The organism is Streptomyces sp. NPDC039480 (assembly GCF_055597165.1).
On the sequence record NZ_JBVITX010000001.1, the window covers coordinates 932,321 to 952,505 of the forward strand.

14 protein-coding genes are annotated in these 20,185 nt (G+C 72.0%); all 14 read right to left on the bottom strand.

Annotated features, from left to right (window positions below; all coding sequences use genetic code 11):
* Positions 1 to 2: 2 nt before the first annotated feature.
* On the bottom strand, positions 3 to 665 hold the full coding sequence (locus ACZ56E_RS03425; RefSeq protein ID WP_471210508.1) for a PIG-L deacetylase family protein: 663 nt from the start codon (positions 663 to 665) through the stop codon (positions 3 to 5).
* Entirely contained in the window at positions 662 to 1,456 is a 795-nt protein-coding gene (locus ACZ56E_RS03430) for a glycosyltransferase family protein (RefSeq protein WP_468606566.1), read from the bottom strand. The genes ACZ56E_RS03425 and ACZ56E_RS03430 overlap by 4 nt, the downstream gene beginning before the upstream one ends.
* Positions 1,453 to 2,688, bottom strand: coding sequence for a class I SAM-dependent methyltransferase (locus ACZ56E_RS03435; protein WP_471210510.1), 1,236 nt, complete (start codon positions 2,686 to 2,688; stop codon positions 1,453 to 1,455). The genes ACZ56E_RS03430 and ACZ56E_RS03435 overlap by 4 nt, the downstream gene beginning before the upstream one ends.
* Entirely contained in the window at positions 2,685 to 3,911 is a 1,227-nt protein-coding gene (locus ACZ56E_RS03440) for a glycosyltransferase (protein ID WP_471210513.1), read from the bottom strand. The genes ACZ56E_RS03435 and ACZ56E_RS03440 overlap by 4 nt, the downstream gene beginning before the upstream one ends.
* Before the next feature lie 8 nt (positions 3,912 to 3,919).
* Positions 3,920 to 5,158 (bottom strand): O-antigen ligase domain-containing protein, encoded by a 1,239-nt coding sequence (locus tag ACZ56E_RS03445; protein WP_471210516.1) that lies wholly within the window; start codon positions 5,156 to 5,158, stop codon positions 3,920 to 3,922.
* A gap of 1 nt (position 5,159) precedes the next feature.
* Complete coding sequence (locus ACZ56E_RS03450; RefSeq protein WP_471210518.1) at positions 5,160 to 6,683, bottom strand: right-handed parallel beta-helix repeat-containing protein; 1,524 nt, start codon at positions 6,681 to 6,683, stop codon at positions 5,160 to 5,162.
* Positions 6,684 to 6,691: 8 nt separating this feature from the next.
* Positions 6,692 to 8,650 carry a heparinase II/III family protein gene (locus ACZ56E_RS03455; RefSeq protein WP_471210521.1) on the bottom strand — a complete coding sequence of 653 codons (1,959 nt, stop codon included), beginning with the start codon at positions 8,648 to 8,650 and terminating at the stop codon, positions 6,692 to 6,694.
* Positions 8,647 to 10,845, bottom strand: a complete 2,199-nt coding sequence (locus ACZ56E_RS03460; RefSeq protein ID WP_471210523.1) for a bi-domain-containing oxidoreductase — start codon at positions 10,843 to 10,845, stop codon at positions 8,647 to 8,649. The genes ACZ56E_RS03455 and ACZ56E_RS03460 overlap by 4 nt, the downstream gene beginning before the upstream one ends.
* Positions 10,846 to 10,870: 25 nt before the next feature.
* The gene (gene asnB / locus ACZ56E_RS03465; protein WP_471210526.1) at positions 10,871 to 12,799 is read right to left on the bottom strand and encodes an asparagine synthase (glutamine-hydrolyzing); all 1,929 of its coding nucleotides are present in this window, start codon (positions 12,797 to 12,799) and stop codon (positions 10,871 to 10,873) included.
* A 3-nt stretch (positions 12,800 to 12,802) separates the two neighbouring features.
* Complete coding sequence (locus ACZ56E_RS03470) at positions 12,803 to 14,365, bottom strand: Wzz/FepE/Etk N-terminal domain-containing protein (protein ID WP_471210528.1); 1,563 nt, start codon at positions 14,363 to 14,365, stop codon at positions 12,803 to 12,805.
* Complete coding sequence (locus ACZ56E_RS03475) at positions 14,362 to 15,729, bottom strand: Wzz/FepE/Etk N-terminal domain-containing protein (RefSeq protein ID WP_471210530.1); 1,368 nt, start codon at positions 15,727 to 15,729, stop codon at positions 14,362 to 14,364. The genes ACZ56E_RS03470 and ACZ56E_RS03475 overlap by 4 nt, the downstream gene beginning before the upstream one ends.
* Positions 15,726 to 17,006, bottom strand: a complete 1,281-nt coding sequence (locus tag ACZ56E_RS03480) for a glycosyltransferase family 4 protein (protein ID WP_471210531.1) — start codon at positions 17,004 to 17,006, stop codon at positions 15,726 to 15,728. The genes ACZ56E_RS03475 and ACZ56E_RS03480 overlap by 4 nt, the downstream gene beginning before the upstream one ends.
* The gene (locus tag ACZ56E_RS03485) at positions 16,996 to 18,315 is read right to left on the bottom strand and encodes a nucleotide sugar dehydrogenase (RefSeq protein ID WP_471210533.1); all 1,320 of its coding nucleotides are present in this window, start codon (positions 18,313 to 18,315) and stop codon (positions 16,996 to 16,998) included. Before ACZ56E_RS03485 ends, ACZ56E_RS03480 begins: the two co-directional genes overlap by 11 nt.
* An 82-nt stretch (positions 18,316 to 18,397) precedes the next feature.
* Positions 18,398 to 19,876 carry a sugar transferase gene (locus tag ACZ56E_RS03490; RefSeq protein ID WP_471211522.1) on the bottom strand — a complete coding sequence of 493 codons (1,479 nt, stop codon included), beginning with the start codon at positions 19,874 to 19,876 and terminating at the stop codon, positions 18,398 to 18,400.
* Between the last annotated feature and the right edge of the window lie 309 nt (positions 19,877 to 20,185).

Sequence of the window (20,185 nt, forward strand, 5' to 3'; positions counted from 1 at the left end):
GTTCATTCCCCCAGAGTGGAAGTGCCGAGATCGAGCGTGAGTTTGGTGACGGCGAACGCCTCGGCGTACCGGGCGTGGCATTCGATGCCGCGGATCCGTGCGAGGCCGAGGAAGGCCTCCCGGTCGTACCAGGGCCGGTGCCGCTGCGAGGGGTAGTGCTCCTGAAGCAGCCGCACCTTCTGTTCGGCGGTCTCCGGCGACAGCGGCTGGTACGCCGCCATGCGGCCGAGGTCGCCGTCCCACTTGACGATCTCGTAGCCGAGGACGAGATGGTCGCGGAACGCGGTGGGGATCAGCTGGGCGAGGCCGCGGTGGTCCTGGTGCGCGTCGTCGGTGCGCGGGGCGAGGACCAGATCAGGGTCGGTCCGTTCGCGCAGCTCCTCGACGGCGGCCTTGGCCTCGTCCCAGTGCACGGGCAGCCGGCCGTCCGGCAGCTTGAGCACGGTGAGGCGCAGGTCGGCGCCGGGGCAGAAGGCGGCGAGCGCGGCCTGCTCCTCCTGCTCCCGCTCGCCGCCGCCACCGGAGAGCACCAGCGCGTCGACGCGGATGCCCGGGTGTGCGAGGCACATCGTGAGGAGTGTGCCGCCGGCGCCGATGGCGATGTCGTCGCAGTGCGCGCCCACCGCGGCGATCCCCTCCAGGCGGCCCGCGCCGAGCCGGATCACGCGCCCACCCCGGCGCCGTCCCGCTCCCACACGGCCCACGGGCGGTCCCCGCGGGCGTACGCGTCGTCGAGCGCGGCCCGCTCCTTGACGGTGTCCGTCGGCTTCCAGAAGCCGCGGTGCTGGTGTGCCACCAGCCGGCCGCGCTTGGCCAGTTCGGTGCATCCGTCGGCGACCAGGTCCCCGTTCTCCGGTATGTGGTCGAAGACCTCCTGGCGGAGCACGAAATAGCCGCCGTTCTCCCACAGGGGCAGATCGCTCACCGCGGTGATGCCGCCGACCAGGCCGTCCTCGCCCAGGTCCACGCAGTGGAAGGAGGACTGCGGCGGCACCACCATCATCGACGCACCGGCGTCGCGCCGGGCGAAGTTCTCGACCATCTCCGGCAGCGGGGCGTCGGTGAGCACGTCGGCGTAGTTGGCGAGGAACATCTCGTCGCCGTCCAGGTGGTGGCGCACTCGGCGGAGGCGTTCGCCGATCGGCGACTCGATGCCGGTCTGCGCGAACGTGATCGTCCAGTCGGCTATGTCGGTGGAGAGGAGTTCGGTCCGTCCGCCCCGCAGCACGAAGTCGTTGGACGTCGTCTCTTCGTAGTTGAGGAAGAAGTTCTTGATGTGGTGGGCCCCGTAGCCCAGGCACAGGATGAACTCGGTGTGCCCGAAGTGCGCGTAGTAGCGCATGACATGCCAGATCAGCGGGCGCGGGCCGACCATCGCCATCGGCTTCGGCACGTCGTCCGCGGCGCCGCTCCGCATCCGCATCCCGTAACCGCCGCAGAACAGAACGACCTTCATGACGTCACCTCGACGATGCTCAGTTCCGGGATGGGGAAGACGAGCCGGCCGCCCCACTCGTGCACGAACGACAGCTGCTCGACCAGTTCGGCCCGCAGGTTCCACGGCAGGACGAGGACGTAGTCCGGCCGGTCCGCGGCGATCTGCTCGGGCGGCAGGATCGGGATGCGGGTGCCCGGGGTGAACCTGCCGTGCTTGTAGGGGTTGCGGTCGACCGTGTACGGGAGCAGGTCGGGCCGGATGCCGCAGTGGTTGAGCAGGGTGTTGCCCTTGCCGGGGGCGCCGTAGCCGACGACGGTCTCGCCGCGCTCGGCCGCCTCGATGAGGAACTTCAGGAGGTCCCTGCGCACCTTGGCCACCCGGGCGGAGAACTCGTTGTACCCGGACAGCTCCTGAAGCCCGGCGGCCCGCTCCCGGTCGAGCACCTCGGCCACCCGGCGGGACGGCTCGCCCGCCGCCTCGGCCGGCCGCGCCCACAGCCGGATGGAGCCGCCGTGCGTGGGCAGCAACTCGACGTCCACGAGCGCGAGTCCGCCGCGGGCGAGGGCGCGGATCGCGGACGCGACCGTGTAGTACTGGAAGTGCTCGTGGTAGATCGTGTCGTACTGGTTCTCCTCGATCAGGGTCAGCAGGTGCTGCACCTCGATGGAGACCCAGCCGTCGTCGGCGACCAGGGCGCGCAGCCCCTCGGTGAACCCGACGACGTCGGGGATGTGCGCGTACACGTTGTTGGCCACGACCAGGTCCGCCGGGCCGTGCTCGGTGCGGACGGCCGTGCCGGTGGCGGGGGAGAGGAACTCGGTGAGCGTCGGCACACCCGCCTCCCGTGCCGCGGCGCCGACGTTCACCGACGGCTCGATGCCCAGGCAGCGGATCCCCCGGTCCACCACGTGCTTCAGCAGATACCCGTCGTTGCTCGCGACCTCCACCACGAAGGCGTCGGGGCCGAGACCCACCCGCTGGACGGCGTCGGCGACGAACGTGCGCGCGTGCTCCACCCAGGAGGTCGAGAAGGAGGAGAAGTACGCGTACTCCTTGAACGTCTCCTCCGGCGTGATCAGCGGCGGGATCTGCGCCAGCCAGCACTCCGTGCAGACCCGCAGGTGCAACGGGTACGCCGGCTCCGGATCGTCCAGTCGGTCCGCGGCGAGAAAGCTCTCGCACGGCGGTGTCGCCCCGAGGTCGACGACGCTCGCCATCGCCTCCGAGCCGCAGAGTCGGCATCGTGTCATTTGTTGCCCCCCATTGATGTGGTGCCCCCCATTGATTCCGTCCGCCCGGCGATCGCGGTGCGGTAGCCGTCCAGCAGGCGCTCCAGGCCGACGGCCGGGCTGAAGTCCTGGTCGTACCGGCGCCGGGCCGCCTGTCCCATCTCCCGGTTGCGGGCCGTGTCCGCCGTGATCCGGCGCAGGCAGGACGCGAGCGAAGCGGCCTCGCCCGGCCGGTGCAGCAGCCCGGTCACCCCGTCCTCGACGAGCTCCACGAAGGCGCCGTGACCGGCGGCGACGGCCGGCACCCCGGCCGCCATCGCCTCCGCGACCACCAGGCCGAACGTCTCCAGCCACGTCGAGGGCGCCACCACGGCGACCGACCGCGCGACGGCCCGCCGGCACTGCTCCGCGTCGTACAGGCCGACGTACCGCACGTCGTCCCGGCCCGCCGCCCAGGCCGCCACCTCCCGTTCCAGCGGCCCCGTACCGGCGATCACGAGCGGCACGCCCACCCCGCCGTCCGCCGCGAGCTCGTCCCACGCGGTCATGAGCAGCCGCAGACCCTTGGTTTCCGCGAGCCGCCCGAGGTAGAGCAGGTGCTCACCGGCGTCCGTCCGGCGGGCGCCCGGGTCGGGCACGAAGTTGTGCTTGACCGCCAGCCGCTCGGCGGGCATGCCGGCCCGCACCAGGACGTCGCGCTGCGCCGCCGAGATGCAGAAGAACCGCTCCACGCCGGACCACCACCGCCGCCGGTTGACCGACAGGCTGACCGCGAGCGGCACCGTCGCGAGCCGGGAACCGCGGTAGCAGCCGTGCCGGACGGCGGGCAGCGGCCCGGAGCCGACGCACTCGGTGCACGGCCGGCCGTCCCGCTGCAACGTGCCGGGCGGACAGACCTGGCTGTAGTTGTGCAGCGTCGCGACGGCGGGCGCCCCGGCGTCGGCGCAGGCCGCGAGGACCGCGGGCGACAGGAGCGGGAAGACGTTGTGGACGTGCACCACGTCCGGCCGCTCGGCGCGGAGCCGGGCGGTGAGCTCCTTGCGGACCGCCGGATTCCATGGCACGAGCAGCGGCACCGCGACCTTGCTGGCGAGGGACCGGGCGGCGATGTCGTCGCTGCGCCGCTCGAACACCTCGACCTGGTGGCCGGCCGCGCGCAGCAGCCCCGCCTCCTGGTCGACGACCTTGTTCTCCCCGCTCGGCTGCGCCGAGGAGTAGCGGTTGTGCACCACGAGCACACGCATGATGGGGGTCACCTCCTTTCCTGGGCCCAGCGCGGGACACGTCGTCGGGGGAGTGCGGGCGCCGTGAGGGGCGCGGCCGGGGCGGGCGTCGCGAGGAGCGAGGCGGCCACGGCCAGATGCAGCAGATACGGCGAGGCGTCGCCCAGACCGGCCTCGGTGTACGACGCGATCCCGCAGTAACTGATCAGGAAGATCGCGCAGGCCCTCGCGAGCGACGGCGGCCGCAGCAGCGCGACGCCGGCGAGGACGACGATGATCGCCGCCACCAACGTGATGCCGGTCAAGCCCTGTTCGTGGTAGACAGCCAGCCAGCTGTTGTCGATCGGCAGCCCGCCGAACGACTTGTCGCCGAGACCCGTGCCGAACAACTTCTCCGAGGTCGTCCGGGGCGCGGCGAGGAGGGCGTCCCAGACCTTGGCCCGGCCGGTGAGGCTGGTGAGGTTCTCCTCGCTCTGCCCGCGCAGGAACCACGCGCGCAGCGCGGAGGCGAACCCGACCGCGGCCACCGCGGCGCACAGCACCGCCCAGGTGAAGAACCGGCGGGCGGCCGCACTGGTCAGGACAAGCGAGCCGATCGCCAGCGCAAGGCCGATGAGCAGGCCGAGCGTGGCCGTACGCGTATGGGTCAGCGCCAGCAGGACGAGCGAGGGCACGACGATGACGGCCGCGCTGGCCTTGTCGGTCCTGCGGCCGAGGACAAGCAGCACGGTGAGCCCGATGATCACCGCCGCGTACTGCCCGATCTGCGGCGGGGTGAGCGGCCACAACGCGCCGACGAGACGCCCGCCGTAGAGATCGGGCATGGCCGCGCCCGGTGAGATGACCGCACCCGCGGCGACCGACCCGAGCACCGCGAAGTACATCCGGATGTGGTGCCGCACGAACGTCACTCCGCCGTCCCACCAGCGGCTGAGCAGCCACAGCGTGCCGACGAAGAGAGCCAGCCGCGTGCAGCGGAACAGCGCGCCGAACCCGGACTCCAGCTGCAGGCTGGAGATGAGGCTCGGCACCAGGAGCAGGGTGAGCAGGAGCACGAAGGCGCTGGCCCGGACGCGCAGCCGGAGATTGAGCGCGAGCGCCAGCGTGAACGCGACGACGAGCGCGCCCATCGTGACGAGCTGGATGAGGGAGCGGGGCAGCGGGACGATGGTCTTCGCCCCGGCGGAGCCGAGCGTGTTGAGGATCAGCAGCCCCCAGACGATCCCGACGAGTCTCGGCGCGCCGGCGGGGCGCGGGTCTTCGGCCATCTCAACCACCGGCCCGCAGGTCGAGGGTGCTGTCCGCGTCCTGCTCATAGGGCGTGCTCTGCCACTGCCCGAAGTCGAGCACCCGGCTCGGGTCGTGGGCGACGAACTTCCACGGGCCGCGGTAGACGTTGTCGTGCCAGCGGTTGTGCTGCTTGTGCGTGATCGCCTCGGCCACCCGCTCGCCCTTGTACGGCGACCACTTCGGATAGGTGCCGTAGTTGGCGAGGACCGCCATCCGGTCGCACTTCACCGTGCACTTGACGACGGACTTGTCGAGCACGAAGCGGTTGGCGTGGATGTCCACCCGCTGGGTCCGCCACCGGCAGTCGGCGTAGAGCGGCGCGGTGGCGATCGCCGGCCGCGCACAGCGGTCGGTGTCCGGCACCAGCAGCGTGCAGTCGCCGGACGAGGTGTTGGCCGGGCTGTTGCAGAACCGGTCGGCGTTCTCCCACAGGGTGATCCCGGACCAGTTGTTCTCCAGCACGTTCCGGTAGACCTCGATCTTGTCCGTGCGGGCCTCGACCCGTGGCTCGCCGCCGGACTCGGACAGGTAGATGGTCGCGAACGGGAAGCTGTCGCCGCGGGCGGCGTACTTGCGGCCCTCGACCCAGTTGTTCCGCCGGAACGTGTTCCTTCGGATGACCGCGTTGTAGCTGGTCTCGTAGATCAGCGCGGCACCGTCGTTCGCCTCCAGTACGTTGTCCTCGATGCGGAAGTCGTTGTTGTTGGTGTCCGCCCACAGCCCGACACCGCGGTTGTCGTGCACCCAGTTGCCGCGGATGTCGGCGCCGTCGACGGCCCAGAACTTGACGCCTCCCGTGCAGCCGCAGCCCTTCCGACGCCGCTCCCAGTCGCCGGTGTTGTTGCCCACGATCTCGTTGCCCTCGACCACCAGGTCGCGCAGGGGGCCGGTGCCCTTGTAGGCGTTCATGCCGTACTGGCCGTTGTCGCGCAGGCAGTTGGCGCGGACCTGCTGTCGGGCTCCGGCCATCAGTCCGGCGCCGGAGTTGTACTGGATCTTGCTGTGTTCGATCACCCAGCCGTCGGCCGAGTCGTGGTTGACCACGCCCTCGTCGTGCGGCGCGACGAAACCCTGCACGGTCAGATGGCGGATGGTGACGTCGCGGGCGGCGCCTCCGAACGCGTACTGGTTGGTCTTCCTGCCGTCGAACACCGCGCCCGGCGCGCCGAGGTAGCGGTTCCCCTTCTTGGGGATGACCTGGGCGTGCCGGTCCGGTTCGAGCCTGTGCCTGCCGGGCCGGAGCCAGAACGTGGTGCCCGAGGGGTTGCTCTTGGTCTTGGCGGCCAGGTCACCGACGACGGCGGGGTCGACCGGCACCGCGCCCGCCGGTGCCTCCGCCGGCCCGGCCGCCGGTTTGGCGCACATCCGGGCCACCGGCCGGGCCGCGGACGTGGACGGCGCGACGGTCGGCTCCGCCTGAGCGCTCGGCGTGCTCTCGCAGCCGGTCGCCAGGAGGGCCAGCGCCGCCGCCGGCACCGCCCACTTCCGCCACGTGATCCCCACGCGTCCCCCTAGCCCCGGAACCTGAGTACGGTGGTGAACCCCTCCGCGCCGTCGGCGAACCCGGTGCCGATCAGCGTGGTGGACGGTTCCTTGCGGCCGAATCCCGCGGAGTACCAGCCCAGTGGCGGGGCGGTCTCGCCGCGGTGCGCCCGCCACGTCAGCTGTCCCGGCAGGTCGAGTTCCGCCGAGCGGTCCTCGCCGTCCCGGGTCCAGGTGAGCACGGCCCGGTTCCCCGTCAGGTCCGCGGTGATCGCGGGCCCGAGGTGGAACGCCAGGCGCGCCGCCCGGTGCGGGCCGCGCACCTCGTCGACCACGCGCAGCTCCCGGCGCTCGGCGGTCAGCTCCACCCGGCGGCGGTGCACGGTCCGCTGGTAGCCGTCGTGCTCGGCGCACCAGCGGGCCACACGCGCGTCGGAGGTGTCCGCGACCAGGACGCGGCTGCGGGCGTGCCGGGTCCACAGGAACGGCCCGCCGGAGACGGACTGGTCACCGCCGTCCAGTTGCAGGGTGTTGTGGCCGAGGGTCGACCGGAAGTACTGCCGCCACTCGGGCTGCCCGTGGTAGCAGTACGTCCCCGGGTCGGCGAGCACGTCCACCCCGTCGTGCCGGACCTCCACGGACAGCGCGTCGGCGTGGGCGTGCGCGGCGATGGACAGGAAGCCGTGCGGACCTCCGTCGCAGCGGCACCAGATCTCCTCCGGGCCGCGCAGAATGGTCATGCCCGCTTCGGCGAAGTGGACCGGCCGGTGTGCGGGGCGGGTCACGCGCGGTGCGGTGCCGTCCTTCGCGTACGGCTGGATGAGCGACGCGAGGAGCGGGGTACGCACATCGGTGCCCGTCACCGTCGGCCACCAGGCCCGCCGCCCGAACACGGCGTCCCCGGTGGCGAGGAGCGACGCCCAGCGGTCGGTGCCCGCGCCGTCCAGGACCAGCCCGTGCCCGTCGTCCGCGTCCCCCTGGCGCGGCGGCCGCAACCGGTTGTCCACCACGGCCGCCAGCGCGTCGGTCATGCGGAGCAGCACGAGGCGGACGGTCGGCGGGACCGGCACACCGGCGGCGTCCGCCTCGGCCACCGCGGCCAGGCCGAGCTCGAGGACGAGTCCGTGGTACTCGGTGGCCAGTTCGCGGTTGAGGCCGGAGGGGAAGGTGTTGGCGCGCAACTGCCGTTCGAGGGAGCGCAGCGCGTCGGCCCGCCAGCGCGCCGAGGCGGGGAACCAGCCGAACGCGCAGGCCGCGGCGGCCTGTCCGGCGGTCTCCGCGATGACGTGGTTGTTCGCCGAGGAGCCCCGGCTGGGGAAGGCGGCCAGCCACCGCTGGTGGTGCCAGATCTGGTTGCGGGCCACCGGGTTGTCCTCGAAGAGGCCGGGCGCCCCCGGCCAGCCGTCGAGGAGCCGGCGGATCCACACCCAGGACAGCAGCCGGATGCCCAGCTCGATGCCGCTGATCCAGTGCACGCCGTGCAGCGGCGCGTTGGCCGACCACCACGACCGCAGGTGCTCGGCCACGCGCTCGGCGTACCGTTCGTTCCCGGTGATCGCGTAGGCGGCGGCGAGCACGGTGAGGTACTGGTGCCGGGAGGGCTCCCAGATCTGCTTGATGTCGCCGACCGTGTCCTCGTTCCGGTACGGCAGGCCGAAGGCGTAGCCCCACGGGGCCCGCCGCCCGGTCTTCGGGTCGTACCACCAGTCCGGGTCGACCAGATCGTCGCGGACGACCCCGAAGAACTCGGCGTGCCCCGCCATCAGCCGGTCCGCCTCGGCGACGAGACGCTTCGCGGCGTCCGGCGGCACCGCGGCGAGCGCCCCGACGGGCAGCACCGAGGTGAACCGGGCGCCGCTCACGTCCGGGCAGTCCGGCGGCGCCGACCGCCACCGGCGCCTGCGCACCGCGTCACCGAACCGCCCCGCGGCCTCCCGCGGCCCCATCCGGGACAGCCGTCGCAGGTACCAGCCCGCGCTCATCGTCATCGCGCGCCCGCCAACGTCACCGGCGCGCCACCGGCCAGACCGGCCGGCACGGCGAGGGTGGCCGCCGTGGTGGCGACCAGCGACTCCAGCGGCACCGGCATAGGACCGCCGGTCCGCACGGCCCTGATGAACGCGGCCAGTTCGGCGTTCTGCCCCTTGTCCCTGGCCTTGGGCAGCCGCGAACTGACCCACCGCCTGCGGCCGCCGTCGTACACCGAGGCGCGGACGAAGTCGTCGAGCCGCAGCGCCTTGCCGTCCGCGACCAGGTCCAGCGTCTCCTTCGGGAAGCCGGCCGGTCCCGTGGTGACGTAGCTGATGGTGGCGGTGGACCCGTCCGGATAGCGCAGGACGACCTGCAGGTCTTCGTTGCCGGACGGGGCGACCGCGTACACGGAGACCGGGTCGGCCGCGAGCAGCCAGCTCGCCGTGTCGATGAAGTGCCCGCCCTCACCGGCGAACCGCGAGCCCTCGGTGCCCTGTTGGAGGTACCAGCTGCCCTGCTGGAGCCGGCCCGCGTTGACCAGGTAGCGCAGGCTCGCCGGGCCGGTCCGGACGCCGAACCGCTGCTTCGCCTCCTGGAGCAGCGGCGCGAACCGGCGGTTGAAGCCCACCTGCAGCCGGTCGTTGCCGGACTCCTCCACGGCCGCGAGCACACCGGCCAGCTCGTCCTCGGAGAGGGCCAGGGGCTTCTCCACGAACACCGTCTTGCCGGCGAGGAGTGCCCGCCGGGTCAGGTCGGCGTGCGAACTGTGGCGGGTGACCACGAACACCGCGTCGATGGACTTGTCGCCGAGCACGGCGTCGAGATCGGTGGTCGCCTCGTCGAAGCCGAACTTCCGCCGGGCGTTGGCCGCGGACAGCGCCGTCGTGGTGACGACGGTCGACAGGGTGACACTGTCGCGTCCCACCAGGTGCGGCAGCAGCATCGACGTCGCGTAGTTTCCCGCGCCGACGAACGCGAGGCGCACCGGTGTCTTGGCGGTGCGGGCCGGGGCGGGCGCTTTGTCGCCGCGTCGTTTCACCGCGGGCACGGTCACCGTCGGGGCCACCGCTTCCGCCGGGTCCTCGGTGCGGCCGGGGTATCGGAACAGGACCGCCACGGCCTTCAGGTCGCCGTCCTTCAGTCGCTGGTACGTGTCGACCGCGTCGTCGAAGTCGGCGATGTGGGAGACCAGCGGCTCCACGTCGACGCGGCCGCGGGCGACGAGGTCGAGGAAGCACGCCAGGTTGCGGCGCTCGGTCCAGCGCACATAGCCGATCGGGTAGTCCCGGCCTTCGAGCTCGTACGCCGGGTCGTAGCGCCCGGGGCCGTACGAGCGGGAGAACCGGACGTCCAGCTCCTTCTCGTAGTACGCGTTCCACGGCAGGTCCAGACGGCACTTGCCGATGTCGACGACCCGGCCCCGGTCCCGGCTCAGGTGGGCGGCCAGCTCGACGGGCTGGTTGCTGCCGCCGCCCGCGGCCAGATACACCTGGTCCACGCCGTGCCCGCCGGTGAGTTCGGCGACGGCGGCCTCCACGGCCGGGGACGCGGGATCGCCGCAGGCCGCCGCGCCCAGGCGCGCGGCGAGCTCGCAGCGCGCCGGATCGGGGTCGGCACCGACGACGCGGACCCCCGAGGCGGTGAGCAGCTGCACCACCAGCTGTCCGATCAGGCCGAGGCCGATGACCAGCGCCACCTCGCCGAGCTGCGGCTCGCCCTGGCGGACGCCCTGCAGCGCGATCGACCCGACGGTGCCGAAGGCCGCGTGCCGCGGCTCCAGGCCGTCCGGCACCGGGGTGTAGAGGTTCTTCGGCACCCAGTTCAGCTCGGCGTGCAGCGCGTGCTCGTTGCCCGCGCAGGCCACGAGGTCACCGACCGCCACATCGTCGATCCCGGCGCCGACCTGCTCGACCACCCCGCACAGCGAATAGCCCAGCGGCGTGTAGGAGTCCAGCTTGCCCATCACCTTGCGGTACGTGGCGGGCACTCCGTTGGTGGCCACGCTCTGCATGACCTTGGCGACCTGGTCGGGCCGGGAGCGGGCCTTGCCCACCATCGACATGCCGGCCTCGGACACCTTCATGAGCTCGGTCCCGGTGGAGATCAGCGAGTACGCGCTGCGGACCAGCACGCCGTCCGGCTTGCACCCCGGTGCCGGCACGTCGAGCAGCGCCAACTCGCCGCTCTTGTAGTTCTGTACGACCTGTTTCACCCGAGCTCCTCTTGTTTCCACACTGTCAAGCCGCCCGGCTCCGGCCGGAGCCGGAGGTCGCGTCGCGGTACCAGTACTCCAGGGTCAGCACGTGCCACAGATGCTTGGAGAAGTCCCGCTGCCCGGCGGCGTCCTCGGCGACCATCCGCGCCAGCGCGTCGCGGCGCAGGATCCCGGAGCTGACGAGCACCCCGTCGTTCACCACCTCGCGCACCAGCGGCGCCAGGTCCCGGCTCATCCAGGCGCGCAGCGGGGCGCTGAACAGGCCCTTGGGCCGGTAGACGATCTCCCGCGGCAGGACCGAGCCGGCCGCCTCCTTGAGGACGGCCTTGCCCTGCCGTCCGGCGATCTTGCGGTCGCCCGGCACGGTGAACGCCGCCTTGACCACCTCGACATCCACGTACGGCACCCGCACCTCGGTCGACGCGGCCATGCTGGAGCGGTCCGTGTAGGCGAGGTTCAGGCCCGGCAGGAACATCCGGGCGTCGCCCAGGCACATGCGGTTGACGAAGTCGTCGAGGTCGTTGTCCTCATAGACGTCCGCGTGCTCCGTCAGTACGTCGTCGACCGTCCCCGCCAGGTCCGGATCGACCAGAGCGAGCAACTCGTCCTGGTCGTACATGGTGTAGCTGCGGCGGAACGCGGTCTCCTCCGGCAGATCGGCGAAGGAGAGGAACCTTTTCGCGAAGCGCACCGACCGGTACCCACGGCGGGCCGTGGCGACCGGCAGCCGGTCCACGGCCGCGGCCAGGCCGCGCCGCAGGGGCCGCGGGACGCGCTGGTAGCGCAGCGCCAGCAGGTTGGCGAGGTGCTTGCGGTACCCGGCGAACAGCTCGTCGGCACCCATGCCCGAGAGCATCACCTTGACCCCGGCCTCCCGGGCGGCCTCGCAGATCAGGAACGTGTTGATCGCGGCGGGGTCACCGATCGGCTCGTCCAGGTGGTGCGTCATCCGCGGCAGCAGGTCGAGCACGTTCGGCGCGATCTCGATCTCGTGCAGGTCGACACCGAACCGCTCGGCGACCTGCCGGGCATAGCGCAGGTCGTCCGGCATCGCCTCGAACTTGGCGTCCTCGGCGCGGAACCCGATCGTGTAGGCGGAGATCCCGGGCCGGTCGCGGGCCGCCAGCGCCGTCAGATAGCTGGAGTCGAGCCCGCCGGAGAGGAACGTCGCCACCGGTACGTCGGAGAGCAGGTGCCGCCGGGTCGACTCCTCGACAATGGCGGCCACGTCCGGCAGTTCACCGCCGCGGGCCCGCTCCTGCGCCTCGCGGGCGACGTCCTTGAGGTTCCAGTACCGGCCGCGCTCGACCCGGCCGTCGGCCCTGCACCGCAGCCAGCTCCCCGGCGGCAGCTTCTCCGCCTCGCTGAACGCGCAGCGCGAGTCCGGTACCCAGTAGTAGAGCAGCGAGGCCACCAGCGCCGCGTGGTCCACCCGCAGCGACCCGCCGGTCACGGCGGCGAGCGCCTTGAGCTCGGAGGCGAACATCAGGCCGCCGCCGCGCCGGAGCAGGAACAGCGGCTTGACGCCCAACTGGTCGCGGGCCAGCACCAGGTCACCGGTCCGCTCGTCGAAGACCGCGAACGCGAACATGCCGCGCAGCCGGGGCAGGCAGTCCGTGCCCCAGCGCCGCCAGGCCTCCAGGAGCACCTCGGTGTCGGAGGTGCCGCGGAAGCGCACCCCGGCGGCCGCCAGCTCGGCGCGGAGCTCCGGCGCGTTGTACAGCTCGCCGTTGTACGTCAGGGCGAGACCGTCGGAGACCATCGGCTGGGCGCCGGTCTCGGACAGGTCGATGATGGCGAGGCGCCGGTGCCCCAGCTGCACTTCGCCGTCACCGGCGGAGTGGCCGTACCGGCCCGCACCGTCCGGGCCGCGGTGGGCGAGGACATCGGTGAGCCGGTCGGTCACGGCCTTCCCGTCCGGCCAGCGGTAGGTTCCTGCGATGCCACACATGATCTAGCGCGCCTCCTGGTCGCTGTACGGGACCCGTGCGGCCGGCCTCGTCGGCCGTTCCGTCCGCGGCTGGTCCTTCCCCACTGCCTCAACGGCGTGGGAGGTGCCCCCAACGTTCTGCCGGGCCGGCCGCTCCTGACGTCCGCGCAGCGCGGTGCGCGTCCCGTCCCACAGCGTGCCGTCGGTCCTGTCACGCGGGTCGGGGTCGACCAGCACCACACCGATCACCGGAATGAGCTGGTCCGCGAGCTGCCGCGCCACGGTGTGCAGCCATGCGGCGCTGCCGTGTCCGGCCCGCACGACGAGCACGGTCTGGCCGCCGAGGTACTGCAGGTCGGTCCACGCCGTGCCGGGCGCGACCGAGCCGACGCCGATCCGGCGCGTGCGATGCGGCACGGCCGCGGCTCGCTCTCCGCTGACCACGTCCGGATCTCCCGGTGCACGGCGGCCGTCGGCCAGCTCCGGGCCGGGCAGACCGTCGATGACGACCACCGGTTCCTCCGCCGCCAGCGCCCTGGCGACGTCGAGGGCGATCGCGCTGGTGGTGCGGGCGCAGCCCAGTTCCAGCAGCGATATCGGTTCCGAGGAGCCGCGCACGGTGCGGGCCAACATCGCGGTGAGCCGTTCGCGCGCCGCCCGGGTCCGTCGGCGCTGCCACCGCCCGGCAAGCCCGCGGGGTGTGCGGCGCAGCTCCGCGACGACCGAGGCCCCCAGGTTCGCCGCTATCTCCCGGCGCAGCACGGGCCGGTCCGCGACCACCGTGCCGACCGCGGCGAGCACGAGGCCGAGGACGAGGCCGAGGACGAGCCCGATCGCGGCGTTGGTGGCAGCGGTCTTCGGCAGGGAGTGCCGCACCGCGCGCGGGGCGTCCACGATCTGCGTGCCGGCGATGAGTTTCGGCGTGCCGGTGCGCGCCTCGGCGGCGCGCTCGTCGAAGTCGGCGATCCGCGAGTTGAGTTCGGCCCGGCGGGCGAAGAGCGACTCGATGCTCGCCGACGCCGTCGGGTCGCTGTCTGGCGACCGGCCGCCGATCGCCTTGTTGACCTGCTCCAGTTCGTCCCGCATGCGGTCACGCTGGTCGAGCAGTGCTTTGGCCTCGGCCTTCGCGGTCTCCCGCATCCGCCGCACATGGTCCGCGACGAACGCGTCGGCCAGTGCTTCGGCCCGGGCCACCGCCGCCGCGTCGCTGTCGGCCGACACCTCGATCTGCAGCAGGTTGTTGGTCAAGCCGGTGCCCCGGTAGTCCTGCATGAAGTCTTCGGGTTTCTCCGGGGACTTGAGGGCTTCCAGGGCCTTGCCGGCGATCCGTGTGGTCCCGAGCAGCTCGACGTCGGTGCGTATCAGCGTTCCGGTGTCGTTGGGCTGATCGTCCTGGTGCACGACCAGCACCTTGGTCACCGCGGTCGGCGCGGGCGGCAGCAGGACGGCCACCGCCACCCCGGCCACCAGGCCGAGGAGCGCCATGACGGACCAGAGGCGGCGACGCCTGCGCACCGCGACCACCAGCGCGTGCAGGTCGAGCAGCGGGGTGGCCGCGGACGACTCCGAAGTCGTGCTTGTCGTCACTCCGCACCTCCCGTCGCGTGGCCGCGCGCCGCGAGCGCCGGCGTGGCGCTCTCGGCGGGACGGTCGGCGGACCGCGAAGGACGGGCCCGGACCGTGCCGGCGACGACGAAGCCGACGACCTCGTGTCCGGCTTCCGCGCACGCCTCGGCGAGGCCGGCGAGCTCACCCGCGGTCCAACTGCCCGCGTTGAGCACGACCAGGGCGCCGTTCTCGGTGTCGCGGTCCGGCACCATCGGACGGTCCACCGGTACGTCCACCACGCGCAGCAGCGGATCGCTCTTGGCCTCGGTGACGAGCTGACCGGCGGCCCGGCGGGCGGTGTCGTCGCCGTCCGGGACGACGACCAACAGCCGCCGGGGGCCCGGCAGGCGGCTCCGGAGGCGGGCGCACACGCGCCGGTAGCGGATCCGTCGGCCGGCCTCGTCGCCGGAGGCCTGCGGAGCCGGCACGTCCCAGCGGGTGTCGAGGCCGAGGAATCCGCGGAGCCATGCCCGTGGGCCCTGGCCCGTCGGCCGGCGCGCGGCCCGTTCCTCGGGCACGTCGACGGTGCCGAGCAGCGTCGAGCCCAGCGCCGCGGCGATCTCCGGTTCGGTGCGCACCCGGCGGTTCAGGCGCGCCGCGGCGAGATGGCCGACGACCGTGAGCAGGAAGGCAAGCAGCGCCCCGGCGACGATGAGTTGCACCCTCGTCGGCGGAGCCTCGCCGGTGGGCCGGGGCGCGGGACCCATGACGACCATGCCGGCCGTGTCGGACGCCGGGTCGGCCTCGTCCAGCTTCTTCATGGCGTCCTCCAGCGAGGTCCGCAGCTTCTCCAGCGAGGTGCGGGCCTGCACGCTCTCCACGGTCCGCCCCGGGTCGGCCGCGTCGGCCAGTTCGCTGATGCGGCGGTTGGTCTCCACCACCTGCTGCCGCAGTTCCTCGGGCCCCGCGGCGGCTTCGGAATCGGTGCTTCCGCCCACGATCCGCGCGGAGAACGCGACGAACTCCTTGGCCACCCGGTCGGAGAGCCGCTGCGCGCGCTCCGGGGAGCCGGCCGTACCCGAGATCTTGATGATGTTCCCGTCGGTGGCCTTGGCGCTCACGCGGTCCCGCAGGTCGCCGCCGCTGACGTCGTTCCAGTCGAGCGAGGCGGCCGCACGGTCGACCACGGCGGAACTGGTGGCGATCTCCGCCTGGGTGAGCAGCTCGCGCTCCTCCCACTGCCCTGGCAGCAGCACGGACGCGGATGCCGTGTACCGGGGCGGGAACACCACGGAGACGCCGTAGCCGACGAGCGCGCCGACCACGGCGAGGGCGGCGAGCAGCCGCCAGCGCCGACGGAGGATCCGCCCGACCGTGACCAGGCGTATCGGGTCATCGCTCAACGGAGGGGCCTCCTCCGCTTCCGCCCCGGGCCGCCCGCCGACACCGCGGCCCGACCGCGGCAGGCGGCGGCGTAGGCGGCGAGCAGCGCCTCCTGCGAGTTGCGCCAGGAGAGCTGCCCGCTGATCCGCTCCCGGCCGATCTCGCCCATCCGGGCCCGCTTCTCCGGATCGTCGAGGAGCTCCGTGATGAGCTTGGCGAACGCGGCCTCGTCGTTGGCGGGCGCGTACACGGCGGCGTCACCGGCGGAGACGCGCGCCTCCCGGAGGTCGAACGAGACGATCGGCCGGCCCATCGCCATGTACTCCAGGACCTTGTTCATCGTCGACACGTCGTTCAGCGGATTGCGCGGGTCGGGGGAGAGGCACACGTCCGCCGTGGACAGAAAACGCACCAGGTCGGCGTCCGGAATGCGCCCGGTGAACTGCACCTGCTCGGAGAGCCCGAGCCGCCCGGCCAGCTCCACCATCGCGTCGAATGCGTCGCCGGAGCCGACGAACACCGCGTGCCAGTCGGTCCGACCGAGCTCGTCGCGCAGCTTCGCGAGGGCCCGCAGCGCGTAGTCGACACCGTCCTGAGGTCCCATGACGCCGAGGTAGCACAGCAGATGAGGCCTGCCGCGCTTCAACTCCGGCTCGGGCGCCACCGGCCGGAACCGGTCGACAGCGGGTGCGCTGCGCACCACGAAGACGTCCTCCGGCCGCTTGCCGCCACGGCTCACCGCCACGTCCCGGTAGCTCTCGTTCGTGGCGATCACGATGTCGGCGGCCCGGTACGTCATCCGTTCGAGGGCGCACACACCGCGGTAGAGCAGGTCCTTGCCCCGGTCGAAGCGGGACAGGTACAGCTCGGGCACCAGGTCGTGCTGGTCGAAGACGAACCGCGCGCCGCGCCGCGTCAGCCACCGAGCCGGCAGGAACAGCAGGTCCGGCGGATTGCAGGCGTGGACCACGTGGACCGGGCCGACCTTGCGGGCCAGCCGGGCCGTGTGCCACAGCGCCGCCCCGTACTCCCACAGATAGCCGGCCGGGCCGCCGGTGGCCGCGCGCAACGGGTAGCGGTGGATCCGCACCCCGTCGATCTCCGCCTCCGGCTCCGTGTCCCGCTTGGTCCCCTGCGGGCAGATGACGTCCACCTGCCAGCCCGCGTCACGCAGCGTCGTGCACTCCTGCCACACCCGCCGGTCGAAGGGCACCGACAGGTTCTCCACGAGAATCAGTGCGCGTCGGTTCGGCCGTTCGCCGCCGGTTATGTCACCGAGCGATATGTCACCAGGCAAGGCCCACGTACCCCGATTCGGTCCGGCGCGCGTCGGCGTCGGGAAGGTGGATGAGATCGATGAGCACAGGTCCTTCGTCACCGTGGGGCAACGCGGAGAGCACGGCCGGGTCCTTGGTGCCGACCAGGCACACCTCGGCGTGCTCGAGCACCTCGTCGACGGAGCCCGCGAGCAGCTGTGCGAGGTGCGGAAGGCGGGTCTCGATGTACTCGCGGTTCGCGCCGAGCAGCCGGGAGAGGCTCACGTTGGCATCGTGGATCCGCAGGTCGTACCCCTTGCCGAAGAGCCTCTCCGCCAGTTCGACGAGCGGGCTCTCGCGGAGGTCGTCGGTGCCGGGTTTGAAGGAGAGACCGAACATGCCGACCCGCCGCTTGCCGGTCCGCTCGACCAGGTCCACCGCGCGCTGCAGATGATCGGAGTTGGAGGGCAGCACATGGGACAGGATGGGGACCGAGACGTCGGCCCGCTGCGCCGCGTGGACCAGGCTGCGCAGGTCCTTGGGCAGGCAGGAGCCGCCGAAGGCGAAGCCGGGCCGCAGATAGGCGGGGCTTATGTTCAGCTTGCGGTCGGCCAGGAACACATCCATGACCTGGTGCGAGTCCACCCCGAGCGCCTGGCACACCGCGCCCAGCTCGTTCGCGAACCCGATCTTGAGGCCGTGGAACGCGTTGTCCGCGTACTTGATCGCCTCGGCCGTCGGGACCGGCACCCGGAACACCTCGCCGGGAAGACCGTCGTACAGCGCCGCCACCGCGTCACCGCTCGCCGGGTCGAGCTCGCCGATGACGGTCTTGGGCGGGTCGAAGAAGTCCCGCACGCTCGTGCCCTCGCGCAGGAACTCCGGGTTGACCGCGACCCCGAAGTCCACCCCTGCCGTGCCGCCGACGTACTTCTCCAGGATCGGCACCAGCAGGTTCAGGCAGGTGCCCGGCAGCATGGTGCTGCGGAACACGACGGTCTGGCGGCCGCCCCGCTCGGCCACCACGGCGCCGATCTGCTCGGTGACCCGCTCTAAATACGTGGTGCACAGGCTGCCGTTGGGCTCCGAGGGCGTGCCCACGCAGACCAGCGACACCTCGCTCTCCATGATCGCCTCGCGGACGTCATCGGTGGCGTGTAACGCCCCGGTCCGCACCATCTCGGCGATGAGCTCGCCGATCCGCTCCTCGACCACGGGTGCCTTGCCGTCGTTGACCAGGTCGACCTTCACCTGGTTCACGTCCACCCCGATGACCTCGTGCCCCATGCTGGCCAGGCACGCGGCCGAAACACAGCCCACGTAGCCGAGCCCGAAAACGCTGACCTTCATGACGTCTCCCTCCCCCCTGGCAGGCCCTTGCGGCCTGCGGTCCCCGCGTCGGCCGGACAGCCGGGCCGCCGCCCGCCGCGCATCAGTAGGCCCCGTGCCCGGAGAGCACCGCGCGCAGCGTCTTCCACAAGATCACCGCGTCCAGTGCGAGCGACCAGTCCTCCACGTACCGCAGGTCGAGGCGGACCGCCTCCTCCCACGGCAGGTCGCTGCGTCCGCTTATCTGCCACAGACCGGTGAGCCCTGGCTTGACGAGCAGCCGCCGCCGGATGTCCGGGCCGTACGCGGCGGACTCCTCCGGCAGCGGAGGCCGCGGACCGACGAGCGACATCGATCCGGTGAGTACGTTGAAAAGCTGCGGGAGTTCGTCGATCGAGTACCGCCGCAGCACCGCTCCCACCCGGGTCACCCGCGGGTCCCGGCGGAGCTTGAACAACAGGCCGGCGCCTTCGTTGAGGTCGACCAGCTCGGCACGCGCCCGGTCGGCCCCGGAGACCATGGTGCGGAACTTGAGGATGGTGAACTCGCTGCCGCCCTTGCCAACCCTGCGCTGGCGGTAGAACGCCCCGCCCCGGCTGTCCATGAGCACGAGCAGCCCGACGAGCACCATCAGCGGCGTGAACAGCAGCAACAGGATCGCCGCGCCCAACCGGTCGACGACTGCCTTGACCGCCCGGCGGCCCCCGGTGAAGGCCGGCATGCTCACCCGCAGCAGCGGGATCCCGAGCACCGCGTCGACGTGCAGCCGCGGTCCGGCCACTTCCATCAGGACGGGGGCAACGACCATCTCGGCATCACTGCCCTCGAGGTTCCAGGCGAGCCGCTGCAGCCGGTCCGGTGACCAGTGCGGGTCCGGTGTGACGGCGACGACGCGATAGCCGTCGCGGCGGACGTGGCCCGCGACGTCCGACAGCTCACCGACGACCGGCACTCCGTCCAGGTGACCGCCGTCGAGCCCGACGCCGTCCGTCGTGCACACCGCGTCCACCCGCCAGCCGAGGTGCGGAAGCTTGCGGGACCGGGTGATCAGGTCGCGCACGGTGGCCGGACTCCCGGCGGCGAGCACCGGTATCAGGCACCGCCCCTCCTTCCGCTCTCTGTGCAGCCGGAGGCGGAGCAGATACCGCGCGGTCATGGTGACGAGTGCGATCGCGGGGATCGCGACGAAGATCCAGAGTTTGATATTGCGCGAGGTGAGGGCTATTCCACCGAGCGCGAGTACGACGACCGCCGCAAACAATGAACGTCCGAGTCGGCGGAATTCCTCGGCTCCTTGGCCGAGAACAGCCGGAGCCCACGCCCGGTTCACCGCAAGCGCCCCCAGCACGAGCAGCTCGGTGCCGAATGCGAGAATTCCCCACTTCTCATGCCAGTTGGCCGCGTCCCGGGCCCCGAAGAAGATACCTATCGCCCCCACCACGAAGGCGGTGGCAACGGTATCGCTGGTGATCACGGTACGTCTGTACCGCTGCTCCCAGTCGATCGCGGGCCGGCTGATCGTCCCGTCCGTCAGACGCCCGCGCGCCGACGGAATCGGGCTGACTAATCCCCCCTGCCGCACAAAACCCCCCAGATACCCCATGGTTGGGCACGTTCGCCCACACTTCCCCCCGGGAGACGACCGTCCCCCGCGCCGCACTGTTCTCCCCCACGGAAGGCCCCCGCCTTCCGCGCACGCTATTCCGGCCACTCAAGCGCTCTTTGGTCAACCCGCCGTCGAAGCCCCGGATGCTCCCCGCATCAGGGCCCGCTCTCGGGCCACAAGGAATTGATCACCCTGTGCCGGGCGCGGGGACGCGCTTTCTGGCTGGTTGTAGCGTCGAACCCATAGATCATTACCGGTTGCTTCAGGTGCGAACAGCTGAAGCAC